This is a genomic window from Mucilaginibacter aquatilis (assembly GCF_009755275.1).
Classification (GTDB): Bacteria; Bacteroidota; Bacteroidia; order Sphingobacteriales; family Sphingobacteriaceae; genus Mucilaginibacter; species Mucilaginibacter aquatilis.
This window is the reverse complement of sequence record NZ_WQLA01000003.1, coordinates 107335-125088: the sequence shown is the minus strand read 5'-3', so window position 1 is coordinate 125088 and position 17754 is coordinate 107335. Positions and strand designations below refer to the sequence as shown.

Here is a 17754-nt window from a genome sequence, read left to right as displayed (position 1 = left end):
TGCAATTTTACTCATAAAAATACACTCTTTTAACCCGCTGCGATATATTGGTTAAAATTTCATAAGGAATAGTTCCTATTTGTTTGGCCAGGTCTTCAATGGTTTGCTGCTCATTAAATACATACACTTCATCGCCTTCGGCTACGTCTACATCACTTACATCAATCATGCACATATCCATTGCAATATTACCTACCGTTGGCACCAGCACGCCTTTTAACAGCATTTTGCCTACCCCGTTACCAAATGCGCGCAAATATCCATCGGCATAACCAATTCTTACCGTAGCAATGCGGCCGTCACTTTGCAAACTGCCATTACGGTTGTAACCAACTGTTTCGCCGGCTTTAATGCTCCGTATTTGTGATATACTTGTTTTTAGCTTTGCTATAGGCTGTAGACCGTTTAAATGAGGCGGCACGGCACCATCAATGCCATACAGGCCAATGCCCAGACGCACCATATCAAAATGAGCCTCGGGCCAGCGTGTAATGCCAGATGTGTTTGAAAGATGCCTGATAACCTTATAGCCGAGCGCGGCTTCTATCCTGGCCGATGCCTCTTCAAATCTCTCAATTTGTTTTCGGGTAAAATCGTCATGTGCCTCGGCATCACTGGCCACCAGATGCGAAAACACTGACACTACATGGATATATGGATTACCGCTCAATAAATCACAAAGGCTACTCAACTCATAACCTTCAAAACCAAGCCGATGCATGCCCGTATCAATTTTTATATGAACCGGATAGTGATCGTTGCCGTTATTTTGAATGTACTTTATAAACTTGTCAAGCAAACCAAAGCTGTAAATTTCAGGCTCCAGCTTAAATTCAATCACTTTGTCAAACGCTGATGGTTCAGGGTTCAGCACCATTATAGGTAAGGTAATTCCGGCCTCACGCAGCGCAACGCCCTCGTCAATGTACGCTACAGCCAAGTAATCAACTTTATTGTACTGCAGTATATTCGCAACTTCAAACGTTCCACTGCCGTATGAGAATGCTTTTACCATTGCCATTAACCTTACCCCTGGCTTCAGCTTAGATTTGTAAAAGTTAAGATTACCCAGCAAGGCATTAAGGTTAATTTCGAGCATGGTTTCATGCGCCTTTTGCGACAGCGCCTTACTTACCCTTTCAAACTCAAAACTGCGCGAACCTTTGATAAGTATTGCTTCATTATTGAAGTTGAGTTCCTGAAAATGCGAAAGTAGATCTGCGGTGTCTTTAAAAAAGTAACTTTGGTTAATACCCGCAAACTGCTGTTGGTTATTCAGCAAATCATCACCTACGGCAACAAACCTGTCAATATTCCTGTTCTTTACCATTTCGGCAACCTGGCCATAAAGCTCGTGCTGCTTGAGTCCGGATTGATAGATATCGGACAGGATAAGTGTTTTAGTTTTATGTTGATTTTGCTGTTGTAAGAAATTAAGTGCTATGGCAAGCGATTGCACGTCAGAGTTGTAAGAATCGTCAATCACCGAGCAATCGTTTATGCCCGTTTTCATTTCCAAACGCATGCTTACCGGTGTTAAATGCTCCAGCCGTTTATCCGCCTCAGCCGGGCTGTATCCCATAGCAAGTAAAACGGCCCAGCAGGTAACGGCATTCTCAATAGAAGCCTCATCTAGAAAAGGAATAAGGCATTCAATTTCCTGGCCGTTATATACTGCCCGTAAATAATGGCGCTTTGATATTACAGTTTCGCTGAAGACATACAAATCGGCCCTGTTGGATGAAAAACTCCAGGTGAAATGTTTGGCATTTGCGGGAAATTGTGCTGCATAGCCAGTAATTTGATCGTAGTTGCAAACAACCAAATTGCAATTTATAAACAGCTTAAGCTTTTCGGTAATTTTCTGAGCGGTGCTTTCAAAGCCTTCGTCATGTGCCGAACCTAAGTGGGTAAGCACACCAATGGTCGGCTGAATAACGGCCTGCAGCGCATCCATTTCGTTTATTGTGGATATGCCTGCCTCAAAAATGCCCAACGTGTTTTCGGCGCGTATTTGCCATACTGAAAGCGGTACACCTATTTGCGAATTATAACTTTTAGGGTTACGAACAATATTGTTATCGGCAGCCATAAGCTGGTACAGCCACTCTTTAACAATAGTTTTACCATTGCTTCCCGTAACTCCAATTACCGGTAAATTAAACTCACTTCTGTGATACGCCGCCAGCTTTTGCAAGGCTTTTAAAACATCATCAACAATTAAAAAATTGGCAGCCGAAAAATCACCATCAGGTAAATGTGTTACTATAAAATTACGCACGCCGTGCTCATAAGCCTCTTTGATAAATGCATGACCATTTCTGCGACCGTTTAAAGCAAAAAATATACTTTCTGCCGGATTGCTTATTTGCCTGCTATCAGTAACCAAACTGCTAATAGAACCTTCCCGTACAAGGGTGCCGGTTGCGTTAATAATTTGCTGCACATGGGTAATAGTGTATTGACTGCTGGACATAGCACGAAAGTGAAGATATTTATGTAAACAGAAAAATGATAAAGGCAATTTGACAATATGAAAACCCTAAGCATGCCCTGCACATAATATAATTAGCCAAAATTTTTAGTAATTTTACAAAATGGACGAACCCAAAAAGCAACGGGTAACCGACGAAAAAACCGGCCTTGCCAAGGCTGAGCACTATTGCGCTTACCAGGAGCGATCACAACAAGAGGTACGCAACAAGCTATATGACCTGGGTTTGTACCCTGACGCTGTTGAACGCATAATAAGCCGCCTTATTGAAGACAATTTTTTAAACGAACAACGCTTTGCGCAAGCCTATGTACAAGGGAAGTTTAACCAAAAAGCCTGGGGGCGCATTAAGATAAAACAGGGATTAAAGTTAAAGCGTGTACCTGATAAGCTCATTGCAAAAGCTCTTTTGAGCATTAACCCTGATGATTACATGGCTGCCTTAAGTGATCTCATTGAAAAAAAGGCCCGGCAAACTAACGAAAAGGATACTTTTAAACGCCGATACAAGCTTATGCAGTACGCAATGAGCCGCGGATTTGAAGCTGATTTGATAAATGATGTTTTGAAAAACAGTGAGTTAGCAAAAAGTTAAAAAACTTTTAAAATAATTATTTGCGGAATATGCTTTTGTGCCTATATTTGCATCACCAAAAACGAAAGGGGTTATCGAAAGAAAAGCTTCTTAAGTTAAATGCGAAAGTAGCTCAGTTGGTAGAGCACGACCTTGCCAAGGTCGGGGTCGCGAGTTCGAATCTCGTCTTTCGCTCCAGGTTTCTGCTGCTACCATAGCAGAAATTTGTTTAAAAGGTTAATTACCTGCTCGGGTGGTGGAACTGGTAGACACGCAGGACTTAAAATCCTGTTCGCCTTAAAGCGAGTGCGGGTTCGATTCCCGCCCCGAGTACAAAAAGCTTCTCTGCAAAGAGGGGCTTTTATTATCTCAATGCGAAAGTAGCTCAGTTGGTAGAGCACGACCTTGCCAAGGTCGGGGTCGCGAGTTCGAATCTCGTCTTTCGCTCACAATACAAAAGCTTTGTCATTTATGGCAAAGCTTTTTTGTTTTATACCAAGCCCTCCTATTGTCGCTCCCACGTTTATTTCAGTATATACGGCACGTAAATAATTAAAGCACAAATAGCAGCAAACAAACAAATTATTAGCACCGCGCCTGCGGCCAAATCTTTAACCTTCCCAATTAATGGATCGTGCTGCCTGGTAACACGGTCGGCTAATTTTTCAATTGCTGTATTAAAAATTTCGGCCATCCAGGCCAGGCCAATAAGCATAAGCGTAATAAGCCACTCGGTTTTAGTTACCGTAAACAATACATTTACCACAACTACAGCAATAGCTGCAATCAAATGAAAAAGCATGTTGTTCTCATACCTGAACGCCAACCATATGCCTTTTACCGAAAACCTGTAGCTAGCTATATGCTTTTGAACCTTATTCATTGCCCTGCACACTGTTTACTTAAACACATGGGCTAAATATACAATGCAATAGCTTGTAACGCACATAACAGTTTTAAAATCCGGCCTATGGAAAAGATTGATTTGTGGCCTTACCTGTTCTGCCGTTAAGATACCTGCCACCCAAAATATGATCACCGCGGCTATATCAATTAAATCAAAACGTCCGTTAGTTATACCCATTAGTTGTAACAACTCAAGGCTTACAGAAAAAATTAAGGGCACAAATACACACCAAAAACGCCGCGTGCCTATGTTTACATAATAAGGCAATGATGCTATAGTAATACAAAACACCCACAAGCCTTCGGGTAAGGAGTAGATAATGATATCATGGAGCGGCAAGAAGTGTACGATGGCAGCTTTTAAACTCCTGTATTCGTCGAGCGTTATTAGGCGAATAGCCATTTCATTCACCAGAGTACGTTCGGTGCGGTAAAACAAATAGATAAACAGGCTGACAGCTAACGACAGGCTGACTAATACCACGCTCCTATTCATACTTTTTCGAATATCAGTAATTTGAAATATGATGCAGGCTTAAACTCAATTTGCTTGAGTAAACGCAGTCGTCCGGCAGATTTAATATCATTCAAATAAAAAACCGAACGGAAGGAAAGAAGACGTGCTACCGGAGAAAATAACCTATCAATTATGGATAAATGATTAGCCGGCGTAAAATGGTTCAGAACAAATAACTTCCCCCCAGACTTTAATACTCTTGTAACTTCACCAAGCAAATTATGAGGATTGGTAACAACAGCAATTACATGTGAGAGAACAATGTAATCAAAAGAAGCATCGGCAAACACCATTGCTTCTCCATCCATGTTCAACAGTTGTACAGGTTTACTTGTGCTCATTTTACGTGCCGTTTTGAGCATACCCTCACTGGTATCAATACCCGTAACGTCATGCTCCTGGTAAAAGGCCAGGTGCGATCCATTACCTACTCCTACTTCCAGTAAGTTACCCGGAGGCTGCTGGTTAACCTCTTCAAAAAGCATCCTTTTTTGCGGTTTTAAAAACCAATCAACCAAAGGATAGAAAAATGAGAAATTGTTATAGAAGGCTTCAGATGAGTGTTTCATTTATAGTAGTATAACTTAGATTAACATTGCTTAATGGTGAGTCATTGCTATCATCAAAAACAAAAATAAATATTTACTTTTATTTTGAAAGTACTTTTTGTTTAATAATTCTTAAATTCATTTTATTTATACTGATATGAGTTAGGTAACAAAAGCAGTACATCTTTAAATTTTATTTAATTTAATATTGATATTTTAATATAAAAGGCACATTTTTGCCACGTAGTGAAAATTATAACCAACAATACAGCAAAATTAATTAGCGGCGCATTGTCGCTGATGCTGGCATTGGCATTCCTTTTCATTACTGCTGTGCAAGCGTTTCACAAGCACAACTATACATCGGCTAAAAACGACTCTGATGAAACAGAATATGTTTACGCTGCCGAAAAATGTAGCATTTGTGATTATGTAATTCACAAGCAAAGTAATTTTGCACACTTACACCATCCTCCTGTTGTGGCTGTGCCGGTAACCAAAGCTGTTACCCTGCTTACTAAAAGCTATGCAGGCATTTACAAGTTCACGTTACAGGGCTTTACTAATAAAGGTCCTCCTGCTGTTGCTTAATCAAAGCGGCAGTTAATTCGTTTATATTGTTTTTATTTATTGTTGCATAAGTACGCTTATGGGCAAAGGTATATTACGCCTTAAAGTAATCTCTCCCGCTTTGTATCCCATTAATCAGCACATCATTAAGCTGATTCAATCCCTGTTTTTACTTTTTTAACTGATTGCCGCAAGGCAAGTTCAACTTATTGTTTTTGAAAAAGCAAACCGCCTTTTGTTGTGGCCGGTATGTACAAAGCGTTTATTGCTTATTGTGCGCAACTGCCATACTTTTTATTCTTCTTGTATTAGCTACAACCAATGTTTCGGCTCAACAAAATGTCATCAAAGGCAGGGTTAGCAGTCATCATGGGCATCCGTTAAGTGGCGTTGTTGTTAGCCTTGCCGGTTACGGAACACAAGCCATGACTGATTCGACAGGATCCTTTAAACTACCTGTTAGCCAACAAGTTAACTATACCGTAACAGCATCACATGTAGGCTATAAAACCCAAAGCAAAACGGTGAGCTATACAGGCGGTTCCAAATCGGTGACGTTCATTCTACACCCTCTTAATCATGAGCTTGAAGAGGTACACATACAAGATAATCGGGCGCTAAACCGTAAGCAGTCAGAGTCAATGAATGTGGAGGTTGTTGGCAAAGACTTTATACAACGTAACCTTGGGGGCAGCTTGATGACTACTTTATCGCGCTTACCGGGTGTTAAAACAATTGGTATAGGTTCGGGGCAGTCAAAGCCACTCATACGCGGCCTTGGCTTTAACCGTGTTGTAGTTACAGATAAGGGGATAAAGCACGAAGGACAGCAATGGGGTGCCGACCATGGTCTTGAGCTTGACCAGTTTGCCGCGAGCGAAGTGGAAATTTTAAAGGGGGCGGCATCCTTTATATACGGCTCAGATGCTATTGCAGGAGTAATTGATGTAAAACCAAGTTTACCTCCAATGCCAGGAACGTTTGGCGGATCGGTAGACCTGATTGGCAAAACAAATAACAGCCTTTATGGTACGTCGGTGAATGTTTATGGTCGCAAGAAAAACTGGTTCTTTGATTCGCGCCTGACTTATCAAAATTACGGTGATTATAAAGTACCTACAGATACGGTGTATGTATATGATTTTAAAGCTAGGCTACCAAACCGGTACCTACGTAACACAGCGGGGCGCGAAAGCGGATTACACTTTAATACAGGCTATATAGGCGAACACTTCCGATCTACCATTTATCTGTCAAACGTATACTCACGCAGCGGCTTTTTTGCGAATGCGCATGGGTTAGAGCCCAGGCAGGTTGACACGTTACTGCATGACCAATCGCGCCGTGACATACAAATGCCGTATCAAGAGGTTAATCATTTTAAACTCATCAATCGCAGCCAGTATCATACCGGTAAGCACCTTTTGCAGGCAGATATAGGATATCAACGTAACTTCAGGCAGGAATTTAGTATATACGTAAATCACGGCTTTATGCCGCCGATATATCCTACTACTTTGAACATTCCGCAAAACCTCGAACGCGAATTTGACAAGCAAGTATATTCAATTAATGCACGTGACGTACTGCAACTTAACCGGCATCAGTTAACGTTTGGCTTCAATGCCGAGCATCAGGACAATCAAATTAACGGCTGGAGTTTTCTGGTACCGGCCTTTAAGCAAACTACTTCAGGCATTTTCATCTATGATAAGTTTGCCCTTAGTGAAACCGTATTGCTGCATGGTGCTTTGCGCTATGACTATGGGCGGTTGCAAACCTTCCATTATAGTGACTGGTTCCCATCTGAAGGCGAATTTGTAACCAGAGCCAACGCATTTACCCGCAGCTTTAACAGCATTGTTTGGTCGGCTGGTATAAATTACACACCCGAAGGAAACTTTAGTTTAAAGGCCAATTTGGGTAAAAGTTTTAGAATGCCAATTGCCAAAGAACTGGCTGCAAACGGCGTAAACTATCATTACTTTAGTTATGAACAAGGCAATCAAGGTTTAAACGCCGAGCAATCATACCAGGCAGATGTTACACTGGGCTGGAACACCAACAAGTGGCAAATACAACTTAGCCCGTTCTATAATTACTTCCCTAATTACATATATCTAAATCCAACCGGCCGACATGATATTTTGTACGGAGCCGGCAACCAGGTATTCAATTATTCTCAAAGCCGGGTAATGCGCTATGGCGGCGAGCTACAGGTTAAGTACAGGGTAAATAATTGGCTAAGCGCTGAAGCCTTGGGCGAGTACTTATATGCTGAACAACTATCAGGTGAAAAAAAAGGGTTTACTTTACCATTTTCACCACCGCCTTCCCTGCTCCTTAACGTAACCTATCAGCCTGTTCAAATAAAGGCACTTAAGGATGCCTACCTATCGGTGGACTACCGTTTAACGGCGGCACAAAATAATACTGTACCTCCCGAGCGTGAAACGCAGGGTTACCGGGTAATGAACATACAAGCAGGCACTAAGGTAAATTTTTACAATCGGCCGCTGATGCTGAGCCTGCAGGTGCAAAATGTATTTGACACCCGCTATTTAAATCATACCAGCTTTTACCGTCTTATTCAATTGCCCGAAGCCGGGCGCAACATTATTCTATCTGCTAAAATTCCATTTGGCAGATGATAGATTATTACATGCATTTATTCACCATTTAAATACAATTACATGAAAACAACAAAACAACTGATTTGCCTTATGCTATTAAGCGCAAGCCTTTTTACAGCCTGTAAAAAGGACAATGACAATGATTCGCCCGCCCCATCAATTGATGGCCTGGAGGTTGGAACCAGTAACAACAAAACCGCACACCCAGGTAATGATCTACACATTGAGGCACAGATAACCGCGCCGGGCACTATCAAAGATGTAGTACTTGAAATTCATCCGGAAAGTGGTGATGGCTGGAAGGTAAACACAACCTATACCGAAAATCTTGCCGGACAAAAAAATGCTGAATTTCATGAACATATCGATGTGCCCGCTACAACCGCCGTTGGTAATTATCATGGCCACATAAAGGTTACTGATGAAAACGGTAAGGTTACCGAAGCTGATTTTGACCTGAAAGTAATCGCCGATCCTACCCTGCCATCAGTAACAGGTTTTGAGGTTGGCCTGAACACCGCAGGTAATGATTTACATGCCGAAGCCACAATTAACGCACCTAACAAAATTGCGAAAGTTGTTTTGGAAGTTCATGGAGCTGGCTGGGAAAAAGAGGTTACTTATACCGATGCTGCCATGGTTGGTAAAGTTACTTACAACCTTCACAAGCATGTTGATGTTACAGGTTCACCAAAAGGTCATTACCATGTACACTTAAAAGTTATTGACCAGGCCGGTAAAGAAAACGAGTTTGAAGAGCATTTTGACAAACCCTGATTGTTGGCCAATCATTCCAGAATTTTTATTAAATAGTTAACCGGGGAGGCTGCTTAAAGCGGCTTCCCCATTATTGCTTTATTATGAAACAGTTTCTTAAATTAAGTATGTGCCTTTTGGCAATCATTATTTTAGCCGGTGGCTGCAGTAAAAACAACGAAGAAACCAAAGACACCGAATATCCGGTGATTGACCTTTCGGTAGCTGATGCTTTCCCGCAGCAATGCGGCACAGTTAAACGTGGGCAGACATTTACCTTCAGAGCCCGAGTTACAGACAATGCCGAGCTGGGATCGGTAAGTGTTGACATACACCATAATTTTGACCATCACTCACATAGTACTGAAGTGCAAACATGCCAAATGGGTGCTGTAAAAACGCCGGTAAATCCACTTTTGCTCATTAAAAGCATTTCCATTCCTACCGGCCTCAAAACCTATAATGTGGTTCAGAGTATTGATGTACCTGCAAACGCCGATGCAGGCGACTATCATTTTTTAATTCGCCTGGTTGATAAAGCAGGCTGGCAAACTATCAAGGGCATTAGCATCAAGGTAGAATAATCAGTTGTTTTCAAATAAAAACCCCTTGATGGTATAGATCAAGGGGTTTATTTAACTACGTAGTATTTTGTCCATTTTCTTGCCTTTCGCCAGTTCGTCAACCAGCTTATCAAGATACCTAACCTTTTGCGTTAATGGATTTTCTATATCTTCAATACGGTAACCGCAAATTGTACCGGTTATCAGGTTTGCACTTTGGTTAAGCTTGGCTTCAGCGAAAAACTCTTCAAATGTTACTTTTCTTTCTATCAGTTCATTCAATTCTTGCCTGTTATAACCGGTGAGCCATGTTATTACTTCAATTAACTCATCTTCGGTACGGCCCTTTTTTTGAACTTTAATTACGTAAGCGGGGTAAACTGATGCAAATGTAAGGCTGGCTATACGCTGGTTATGACTATCAGTTGCTTTCAAATCAATCAATTTTTATTAAAACTAATAAATTTTAGGCAACAGATTTCATACTGCTTCCAACATTTTATTTCAGCGATGCAAGCGGCTCAAACTCCAACGATACAGAATTCATACAAAAGCGTTTGTAAGTTGGTGCAGGCCCGTCATCAAATATATGTCCCAAATGTGAATTACAACGGGCGCAAATTACTTCGGTACGCTCCATTCCTAATGATTTATCAGTCTTATAAATAACTGCATCTTTGCGTATAGCCTCAAAAAAGCTGGGCCAGCCGCATTCGCTGGAGAATTTAGCATCGCTCAAAAACAACTTATTGCCGCATACGGCGCAATAGTAAGCACCTTTAGCATTTGCATTCCAATACTTACCCGTAAACGGACGCTCCGTTGCCTGCTCTCTGGCTACCGCATATAGTGCTGGTGGTAAAATCTTTTTCCACTCCGCATTACTTACGTTAAGCTTGCGAGTGTCGGTGTTTGAATAATAAGGATTATTTGCGTGTTTGCCAGTTCCTTTAATTTGTTGTGCATAGGTGACAGCTATAGTTGCCAGCATGAATGCCATAAGTATTAACGTCTTTTTCATTTGCTTAATTAACTGCTTGTATGATTTGCTAACGCTTTAATTACGAAATAGTATTGCCCTAAGATGTTATAACGATTGCTTAATTGCATTTAAAACATGCGTATGACAATTAATGAAAAATAAAAAAGTTCAATAAACACTGCTGACATACTGTTGTCACTAACGCGCGGTTACTTTGTATTAAATCAAAAACAATCATGGAAACTGCACAATTAGATCAACAAACAGCAACCGCATTAACAATTGAACAATTGTTTGCTCACTGGCAAGGCCACCGTAACTTAACCCGCAAAACAATTGAAGCTTTTAGCGAAGATGATTTGTTTAACTATTCGGTTGGTGGAATGCGCCCGTTTGCGTTGTTAGTTGTAGAAATACTTGACCTTACCGGCCCGGGCATTGAAGGAATTGTAACCGGCAAATGGAAAGGAATGGAAGAGCTAGCCCATACAACCGGCAACTATCCTAAAACTAAAGAAGGATTGCTATCGCAATGGGATGCTACAACAACTATTTTAAACCAATTTGCACCACAGGTAACCTATGCCCGCCTGCAGGATACCGAAGCTGCATTTGGCATGTATGAGGATAAAATATATTCAACGTTGATGTACATAATTGACAATGAAATTCATCACAGGGCGCAGGCAACCGTTTATTTACGCTCATTAGGTATTGCTCCGCCGCCGTTTTGGGAGCGCTTTTAATATTTTCTGAAATAAATATTAAGTCCTTGCAGTAAAATGTAAGGACTTTTTGCTTTATAAAACTACCCGGAATGTTTTCTTAAACACAATATTTATAATGTATGGTTATCTTTTCAATTATTTTAAGAGACCAATTAACCGAGCCGCTGCCTCATTTTTTTTGAACATACTTTAAGTCTTATAGCTTTTATGAAAGCCTTGTGCGATGCAAGAACCAAAGCGGTTGCCGCTAATATTAGAAGAACACGGGAGATAAGGAATTACACTCAGGATTACCTGGCTGCAAAACTCAGTATATCTCAAAACGCCTATAGTAAAATTGAACTGGGCTACAGCAATATCACTCTTAACCGATTACTTTGTATAGCAGATATACTGGAAGCAGATGTTGCCGAATTGCTTACCATTGATCATACCAACCAGCTTAGAAAGGCAGCTGTTTAAACTCGATGTCTTTGACAATGGTTTGATGCTATCAAGTAAAGCAGTCATCCCCAAATAAAAAATCCCTTGTTTATTTAACAAGGGATTTTTTAACAGTATGTGTATTATGTTTTAATGTACCGTCTCTGCAACGGTTAAGGAGCGTAACAAACCTCTCACCTCTTTAGGGTTACGTACGTAAAATTTAGCTACTGATGCTCCCGAGCCAACCTTGATTGTTACAGAACTTTCAGGTAAGGCGCGAAATAAATCCTCATCAGTAAAATCATCGCCTAAGGCAAGAATAAAGTCATAATCACCCTGGTCAACCAGGCTCAACGCTGCTTTACCTTTATTAATTTCCATGTTTTTAACTTCAACTACCTTGTCTCCGGGCAGCAATTGCAAGCCCTTGTCTGTAGCCAAAAACTTAAGTGTATTCATTAGCTCATTGGCACGAAGTTCGCCCAAACCACGTTGTGCTTTACGGTAATGCCATACTAACGAATAAGTTTTCTCTTCTATAAATGACCCAGGTGTACGGTCGACATATTTTTCGAGGGTATCGCAAATGTCCTTTTTCCATGAGGTAGAAAGGCCATTGATTTTATGCCACTCCATACCTTGTTGCTTAAACCAAGCGCCATGCTCTGCAACAAGATAAATGTTACGATCGCCAAACCAGTTATCAAGATTTTCGTGCTTACGGCCACTTATAATAACCACCTGGTTCAAAGGGTCGGCGGCAAGCTGATCAAGCAATGCGTATAAATCACGGTCGGGACTGGCCTGATCTACGTTAGTTTTAAAGTCAACCAGCGTTCCGTCATAGTCTAAAAATATCAGTCGCTTTGAGGTATTATGATAACGGTTTACGATAGACTGTGCAGTTGCCGATTGTACATGCCGCGTTTGCATTGATCGTTGCAGTAGTTTCACCTCATTAAGGCGCTCCATAAATATGTGCACCCAATGATTTACGTTAAACTTTGCCACAAGCGAACGCATTTGCTTCATGCGGCGACGTTGCTCATCTAACGGCATGTTCAGCGCCTCAATTATGGCGTCTTTTACCTGTATAACATTGTTTGGATTAACGATTATAGCATCAATCAACTCGCGCGATGCGCCGGCCATTTCGCTTAAAACTAAAACTCCATCATTATTGGTACGACTGGCAACATATTCTTTACTTACCAGGTTCATACCATCGCGCATGGGGTTTACCAAACAAACATCAGCAGTACTGTACAGTGCCGATAAAGTTTCAATACTTAATGAACGGTAGTAATAGCTAACAGGTGTCCAGTCAATGGTGCGGTATTTGGCATTTATATTGCCAACCTTTTTGTCAATCTGATCGTGCAGGTGCATGTATTGCGGCACCGTATCTCTTGATGGAACAACCACCATGTACAAGGTTATTTGACCTATGTATTCGGGATGTTCCTCAAATAACAGCTCCAAAGCTTGCAGGCGTTGCAATATGCCTTTGCTGTAATCAAGACGATCAATGGATAAAATGAGCCTGTTATTTTTATATATGTCTTTGATTTGATTTGCCTGTTCTATTACCTCTGGCATGCTTGTTAGCCCAGCATATTTTTGCTCATCAATACCCATAGGGAAAGACTCAACTACCACTGAGCGCTCATCACAAGTGATGACGTTGGAAGAAACCGGCATGGGTAAAATACGAGATACCGAACTCAGGAAGTGCCTTACATCATCAAATGTGTGAAAGCCTATCAGATCGGCACCAAGCATTCCGCGCAGTAATTCGGCACGCCAAGGTATAAGCCTGAACATTTCATGCGATGGAAACGGAATATGCAGGAAAAACCCGATTGAAAGGTCGGGACGTTCTTTGCGTATTAATGTCGGCAGCAACAACAATTGATAGTCATGTATCCAAATGGTATCGCCGTAATCGCAATGCTGTAGTATTACGCGGGCAAATTTTTCATTAACGCTTTGGTAATAATCCCAATTTGATGGTTTGTAAGTAGTATAGGTTGACGCATAGTAATGAAAAACCGGCCAAAGCACGTCGTTTGAAAATCCTTCGTAAAACTCCAGCACTTCATCCTGTGTAAGATAAACAGGTACTAAACTTAGCTCTTTAAGGTTTTCTGTAACCTCAGGTTGTTTCTCCTCTGCAATTACCTGGCCCGGCCATCCTATCCAAATGTTGTTATCCGTTTTATACACCGAGCCCAAACCGGTTGCCAAGCCTCCTTCGCTGGGCATAAGGTTAAACTCGTTGTTGTTTTCCTGTATTTTCACAGGTAATCGGTTAGCAACAATTATAGTTTTAGACATAATTATAAATTATATTCAACAAATATTTGTACTAATATTAAAACGAAATGAGCGTTATTGTTTGTGCCATTTCTTACCCAAGAGTTTAAAAGGCTACATTAGAGTTAAATAAACGCAAAAAAGCCGCACCTAAAATAGGTACGGCTTTTTAAAAATGTAATAGGTATATTTTAGTTTTTGCTCAGCAATTCAACTGCTGCAGATGGTGTAATACGTAGCGTTGCTTGTTTATCAGCTTTATATAAAGTAAGCAGGTAAACCTCATCATCAAAAACGTTAGTAGCAGTTAAACGGGTTAAAGCAGATGTAGGAGTTTCGGCGTATTGGAAACGAATAAGCTCTTTAACGTGGAAACCTTCATACTCGCGGGCAATTTGTTTTTTTGCGTGTGATGGTAATACATTGTAAGTTACCGCTTCGGTATGACCTAAGTATTTACCGTTTGTATCAAAAAATGCGGCCATTTTAACGTTATCTACAAAGAACTCAGCTTTCTCGTAACCTTCAGATACAGTCCAGCTTACATCTTTAGCATTGTAAAATTCCGATTCAAATTGACGAATTACAAAGCTTGATACTTTATTAACATCATCATTTTTTTTGCCACCATCAGCAGCTATAGCGCTTAAACTTAAAATTGCGAATAATGCGCTCAGTAAGGTTAATTTTTTCATAATGTTGTAAATCTTTATTGTCTTAATTTTTAAATCCGCAACAAATTTACAACTCAAATATCATTTTATTAGATTAAATGAAACTTTTATAAAAAAATCATAAAATACGTTGGTTTATTTTACGATTGTCAAATTAAACCGATTACATTAATTTAATTTTTAAATATTGATAATTTATAAATCGATTTGTAATTAAATTGTCAACCAAAAAGCCTATACGTTGCCAATTTTAAATTAAAGTTCTTTTATATATTTAAGAAACAGGTGTAGTGCTTCGCGCTTTTTACTAGTAAGCGGATAATCAATTTTATGCATCAGGTAATCGCGCAAATCAAAGTCTTTGCGCATCTCCATTTCATTAAACAGATCCTCGCGGTGGTCAAGGCCATATTGTAAAGCCTTATTAAATTCCTGAATAAAGCTCTCGGGTATGGGTTTGTTAGCAATCCAGGCAGCAAAAGTAAATGGTAAGCCGGTAAACTTACTCCATTCTTCGGCCAAATCGTATACGTACGCATAGTTGCCGGTTTTGCCAAAAGTACGGTCGCCAATTTGTACAAAGGCAGTATTTGCATCAGCAGACTCGCCATAATTACTTGCGCCCTCAACCATATGCGGCTGCAGCTTCCAGTAATTTTTTAAAAGAACCTTAGCAAGGTTGTTTGACGAACGTGAATGCGGATCTAACTGCAACAGCTTTACCTCCTCAATAGGGCAGTTACTAAAAATAAAAACAGAATTTACCGCACCTACCGCACCAATGCAGTAGTCAGATATTAAATGCCACTCGGGCAAATTTAAGGTAGCAGCAACAGGTATAAGGCCGATATCAACTTTGTTGTCTATCAGCTTTTGCGCACACTCGGCCGGGATATCTAAACTTAAATCAATTTGATTGATAATGTCGGTATGCTGAATACCGTAAAGGAACGGCTTAGTGTTGGTATAACTAACGGCCGATATTCTTATTTTTTCCAAAAGAACAATTAATGAATTTGTAAATGGATGGCGTTGTTAAACTCGGCAATTTCAAACCGGCTGCCATCATAAGTAACCTTGTACAATACCAGGTTTTGATGCGGAAACTCATCCATATGAATAAGCGACTTTTCGGTAAGCAGGCATAGCAGCAAACGCATGGCGCGGCCGTGCATGCAAACAAGCACCGTTTTTTCTTCAGGATGACTCATGATAGTTGCAAGCGCTTCTTTTTGCCGGGCTTGAACTTCATTGGGGCTTTCTCCACCTTCAAACTTAACATCAAGCATCCCCGCTTTCCAATCACGCATCATTTGTAAAAATGCAGCTTTGGTTTCGGGGGTACTGCGGGCACCTTCCAGTTTACCCCAGGCCAGCTCATCAAGCCCCGAAAGCTTTTCATAAGGTATGCCTAAATCAATAAACTGCTGTATGCTTTGCTGGGTACGTTTTAAGTCCGAAATGTAAATTTTATCAAAGGCCACATCCTTATAGGCATTAAAAAACATATTTGCCTGTGCGCGGCCTTCGGCGTTTAAATCAGTATTCATACCACGGCCCTGAACAATGCCTTGTTTATTTAAATCAGTTTGCCCATGGCGAACGATGTATAATGTTTTTTCAGTCATTTAGCTTAATTAATAACCGGCAGCTTGTAAAAATGAGGCTTTGGCTCGTCGGCAAATTCGTAATCCTGGTAATCGGTAATTACGTTATATAATGTATCACGCTCAATGGGGTGCCTGCCTACGTTTTTAATTAACTCTACCAACTGCTTGGTACTCATACCCGGATTTTGTTCTTCGGCACCGGCCATAGAGTAAATTTTGGTAGTATCATCAAGTGTGCCGTCAATATCATCAACGCCAAAACTTAATGATAGCTGCGCCGTTGTACGGCTTATCATAGCCCAGTAGGCTTTAATGTGATCGAAATTATCTAAATAAATACGGGCAATGGCGTAATTACGTAAATCTTCAACAACTGACGATTCCTTAACGTTTGACATTTGATTGTCCTTGTTACGGAATTTAAGGGGTATAAATGTTTGAAAACCACCAGTACGATCCTGCAAATGGCGCAGTTGCTCCATATGATCAACCCGGTGCCAGTACTCTTCAATATGGCCGTAAAGCATAGTAGCATTTGAACGCATGCCCAGCTTGTGCCACTCCTCGTGTATTTGGAGCCACTGTTCGCCGGTACACTTGTCTTTAGCTATCTGGTCGCGCACCTCTGGGTGAAACAATTCAGCTCCACCACCAGGCATTGACTCCAAGCCCGACTCTTTCATCAGGCGCATACCGGTAGCATAGTCAACCTTAGCTTTTTTAAATATATAATGGTATTCAACAGGAGTCAACGCTTTTACATGCAAATTGGGCCTGTGAGCTTTTATAGCGCTAAATAGCTGCTGATAAAAGGCCATGTCGTACTGCGGTAATACACCGCCTACAATGTGCACTTCGGTTACCGGCTCGTTATCATATCTTTTTACAATATCGAGCATCTCTTCCATCGTATACTCCCACCCTTCGCCACGTTGTTTTATTAAACGCGAGTATGAACAAAACTTACAATCGTACACACAAAGGTTGGTGGGCTCGATATGAAAATTGCGATTAAAATACGTTTTATTACCGTGACGCTTTTCGCGTATGTAATTGGCTAATATGCCAAGGTAGCTGAGTTCGCCTTTTTTATATAAGGTAACGCCCTCGTCAAAAGTAACACGCTCATGGTTCAATACTTTTTGGGCGATATGTTTCAGATCTTCAGCTAAACGGGCATCATTGAGTAACACCCTTAGTTGTTGTTCAGCATCCATGTATAAAAGTTTACCCGGCAAATGTACTAATTTGACAGTTGGGGCGTATCACTTGTTTGTAACAATTGGCCTAAGGGGTTGGGCTGATTGGTTGATTGGTTGATTTTATTCGCAATTCCATGTTTTATTAAATTCAGTTACTTTAACCTTTAAATAACCAACTAATTTGGGCGTTGCATGCGGCCCGGGCTATACGCTCTAAGCCCTCACTACGCTATGCTTCGTTACGGGCTTTCCTCT

The 17754-nt window shown here is 40.8% G+C and carries 18 protein-coding genes and 3 tRNA genes; 10 read left to right on the top strand and 11 right to left on the bottom strand.

The window, feature by feature from the left end:
* Positions 1 to 7 precede the first annotated feature (7 nt).
* Positions 8 to 2476, bottom strand: coding sequence for a bifunctional UDP-N-acetylmuramoyl-tripeptide:D-alanyl-D-alanine ligase/alanine racemase (locus tag GO816_RS08310; RefSeq protein WP_157541102.1), 2469 nt, complete (start codon positions 2474 to 2476; stop codon positions 8 to 10).
* A gap of 121 nt (positions 2477 to 2597) precedes the next feature.
* On the opposite strand from GO816_RS08310, the gene GO816_RS08305 reads away from it, so the two are divergent.
* The 4 genes from GO816_RS08305 (at position 2598) to GO816_RS08290 (ending at position 3515) form a co-directional block, all read left to right on the top strand.
* The gene (locus GO816_RS08305; protein WP_157541099.1) at positions 2598 to 3089 is read left to right on the top strand and encodes a regulatory protein RecX; all 492 of its coding nucleotides are present in this window, start codon (positions 2598 to 2600) and stop codon (positions 3087 to 3089) included.
* Between the two features lie 101 nt (positions 3090 to 3190).
* Positions 3191 to 3266, top strand: a tRNA-Gly gene (locus GO816_RS08300).
* 49 nt (positions 3267 to 3315) lie between these two features.
* Positions 3316 to 3401 (top strand) — tRNA-Leu (locus GO816_RS08295).
* A gap of 41 nt (positions 3402 to 3442) precedes the next feature.
* Positions 3443 to 3515 (top strand) — tRNA-Gly (locus tag GO816_RS08290).
* Between the two features lie 76 nt (positions 3516 to 3591).
* Here GO816_RS08290 and GO816_RS08285 read toward each other — a convergent pair.
* The 3 genes from GO816_RS08285 to GO816_RS08275 are packed head-to-tail and all read right to left on the bottom strand — an operon-like array spanning position 3592 to position 5060.
* Positions 3592 to 3951, bottom strand: a complete 360-nt coding sequence (locus GO816_RS08285) for a diacylglycerol kinase family protein (RefSeq protein ID WP_157541096.1) — start codon at positions 3949 to 3951, stop codon at positions 3592 to 3594.
* A gap of 15 nt (positions 3952 to 3966) precedes the next feature.
* A complete protein-coding gene (locus GO816_RS08280) occupies positions 3967 to 4470 on the bottom strand; it encodes a hypothetical protein (protein ID WP_157541093.1) in 504 nt (167 codons plus the stop codon).
* On the bottom strand, positions 4467 to 5060 hold the full coding sequence (locus GO816_RS08275; protein ID WP_157541091.1) for a class I SAM-dependent methyltransferase: 594 nt from the start codon (positions 5058 to 5060) through the stop codon (positions 4467 to 4469). Before GO816_RS08275 ends, GO816_RS08280 begins: the two co-directional genes overlap by 4 nt.
* Positions 5061 to 5285: 225 nt before the next feature.
* Here GO816_RS08275 and GO816_RS08270 point away from each other — a divergent pair, with 225 nt between their 5' ends.
* The 4 genes from GO816_RS08270 (at position 5286) to GO816_RS08255 (ending at position 9582) form a co-directional block, all read left to right on the top strand.
* Positions 5286 to 5630 (top strand): hypothetical protein, encoded by a 345-nt coding sequence (locus tag GO816_RS08270; protein ID WP_157541089.1) that lies wholly within the window; start codon positions 5286 to 5288, stop codon positions 5628 to 5630.
* A 194-nt stretch (positions 5631 to 5824) separates the two neighbouring features.
* A complete protein-coding gene (locus tag GO816_RS08265; protein WP_232336531.1) occupies positions 5825 to 8260 on the top strand; it encodes a TonB-dependent receptor in 2436 nt (811 codons plus the stop codon).
* 42 nt (positions 8261 to 8302) lie between these two features.
* A complete protein-coding gene (locus tag GO816_RS08260; RefSeq protein WP_157541086.1) occupies positions 8303 to 9019 on the top strand; it encodes a DUF4625 domain-containing protein in 717 nt (238 codons plus the stop codon).
* A gap of 83 nt (positions 9020 to 9102) precedes the next feature.
* On the top strand, positions 9103 to 9582 hold the full coding sequence (locus tag GO816_RS08255) for a DUF4625 domain-containing protein (protein WP_157541084.1): 480 nt from the start codon (positions 9103 to 9105) through the stop codon (positions 9580 to 9582).
* A 51-nt stretch (positions 9583 to 9633) separates the two neighbouring features.
* On the opposite strand, the gene GO816_RS08250 is transcribed toward GO816_RS08255, so the two are convergent.
* Positions 9634 to 9996, bottom strand: coding sequence for a DUF2200 domain-containing protein (locus GO816_RS08250; protein WP_157541081.1), 363 nt, complete (start codon positions 9994 to 9996; stop codon positions 9634 to 9636).
* 64 nt (positions 9997 to 10060) lie between these two features.
* Positions 10061 to 10582, bottom strand: coding sequence for a peptide-methionine (R)-S-oxide reductase MsrB (msrB, locus tag GO816_RS08245; protein WP_157541079.1), 522 nt, complete (start codon positions 10580 to 10582; stop codon positions 10061 to 10063).
* Between the two features lie 197 nt (positions 10583 to 10779).
* On the opposite strand from msrB, the gene GO816_RS08240 reads away from it, so the two are divergent.
* Both GO816_RS08240 and GO816_RS08235 read left to right on the top strand, forming a co-directional pair.
* The gene (locus GO816_RS08240; protein ID WP_157541076.1) at positions 10780 to 11289 is read left to right on the top strand and encodes a DinB family protein; all 510 of its coding nucleotides are present in this window, start codon (positions 10780 to 10782) and stop codon (positions 11287 to 11289) included.
* A gap of 189 nt (positions 11290 to 11478) precedes the next feature.
* Positions 11479 to 11733: a helix-turn-helix domain-containing protein gene (locus GO816_RS08235; RefSeq protein ID WP_157541074.1), complete on the top strand. Its 255-nt coding sequence runs from the start codon at positions 11479 to 11481 to the stop codon at positions 11731 to 11733.
* A 111-nt stretch (positions 11734 to 11844) separates the two neighbouring features.
* Here the strand turns inward: GO816_RS08235 and GO816_RS08230 are convergent, their stop codons facing one another.
* The 5 genes from GO816_RS08230 to mqnE form a co-directional block, all read right to left on the bottom strand.
* Entirely contained in the window at positions 11845 to 14034 is a 2190-nt protein-coding gene (locus GO816_RS08230; protein WP_157541071.1) for a bifunctional alpha,alpha-trehalose-phosphate synthase (UDP-forming)/trehalose-phosphatase, read from the bottom strand.
* A 170-nt stretch (positions 14035 to 14204) separates the two neighbouring features.
* Positions 14205 to 14708: a hypothetical protein gene (locus GO816_RS08225; RefSeq protein ID WP_157541069.1), complete on the bottom strand. Its 504-nt coding sequence runs from the start codon at positions 14706 to 14708 to the stop codon at positions 14205 to 14207.
* Positions 14709 to 14942: 234 nt separating this feature from the next.
* Positions 14943 to 15686 carry a menaquinone biosynthetic enzyme MqnA/MqnD family protein gene (locus GO816_RS08220; RefSeq protein ID WP_157541066.1) on the bottom strand — a complete coding sequence of 248 codons (744 nt, stop codon included), beginning with the start codon at positions 15684 to 15686 and terminating at the stop codon, positions 14943 to 14945.
* 8 nt (positions 15687 to 15694) lie between these two features.
* Positions 15695 to 16315, bottom strand: coding sequence for a histidine phosphatase family protein (locus GO816_RS08215; RefSeq protein WP_157541064.1), 621 nt, complete (start codon positions 16313 to 16315; stop codon positions 15695 to 15697).
* 5 nt (positions 16316 to 16320) lie between these two features.
* The gene (mqnE, locus tag GO816_RS08210; RefSeq protein ID WP_157541060.1) at positions 16321 to 17514 is read right to left on the bottom strand and encodes an aminofutalosine synthase MqnE; all 1194 of its coding nucleotides are present in this window, start codon (positions 17512 to 17514) and stop codon (positions 16321 to 16323) included.
* Positions 17515 to 17754: the final 240 nt, after the last annotated feature.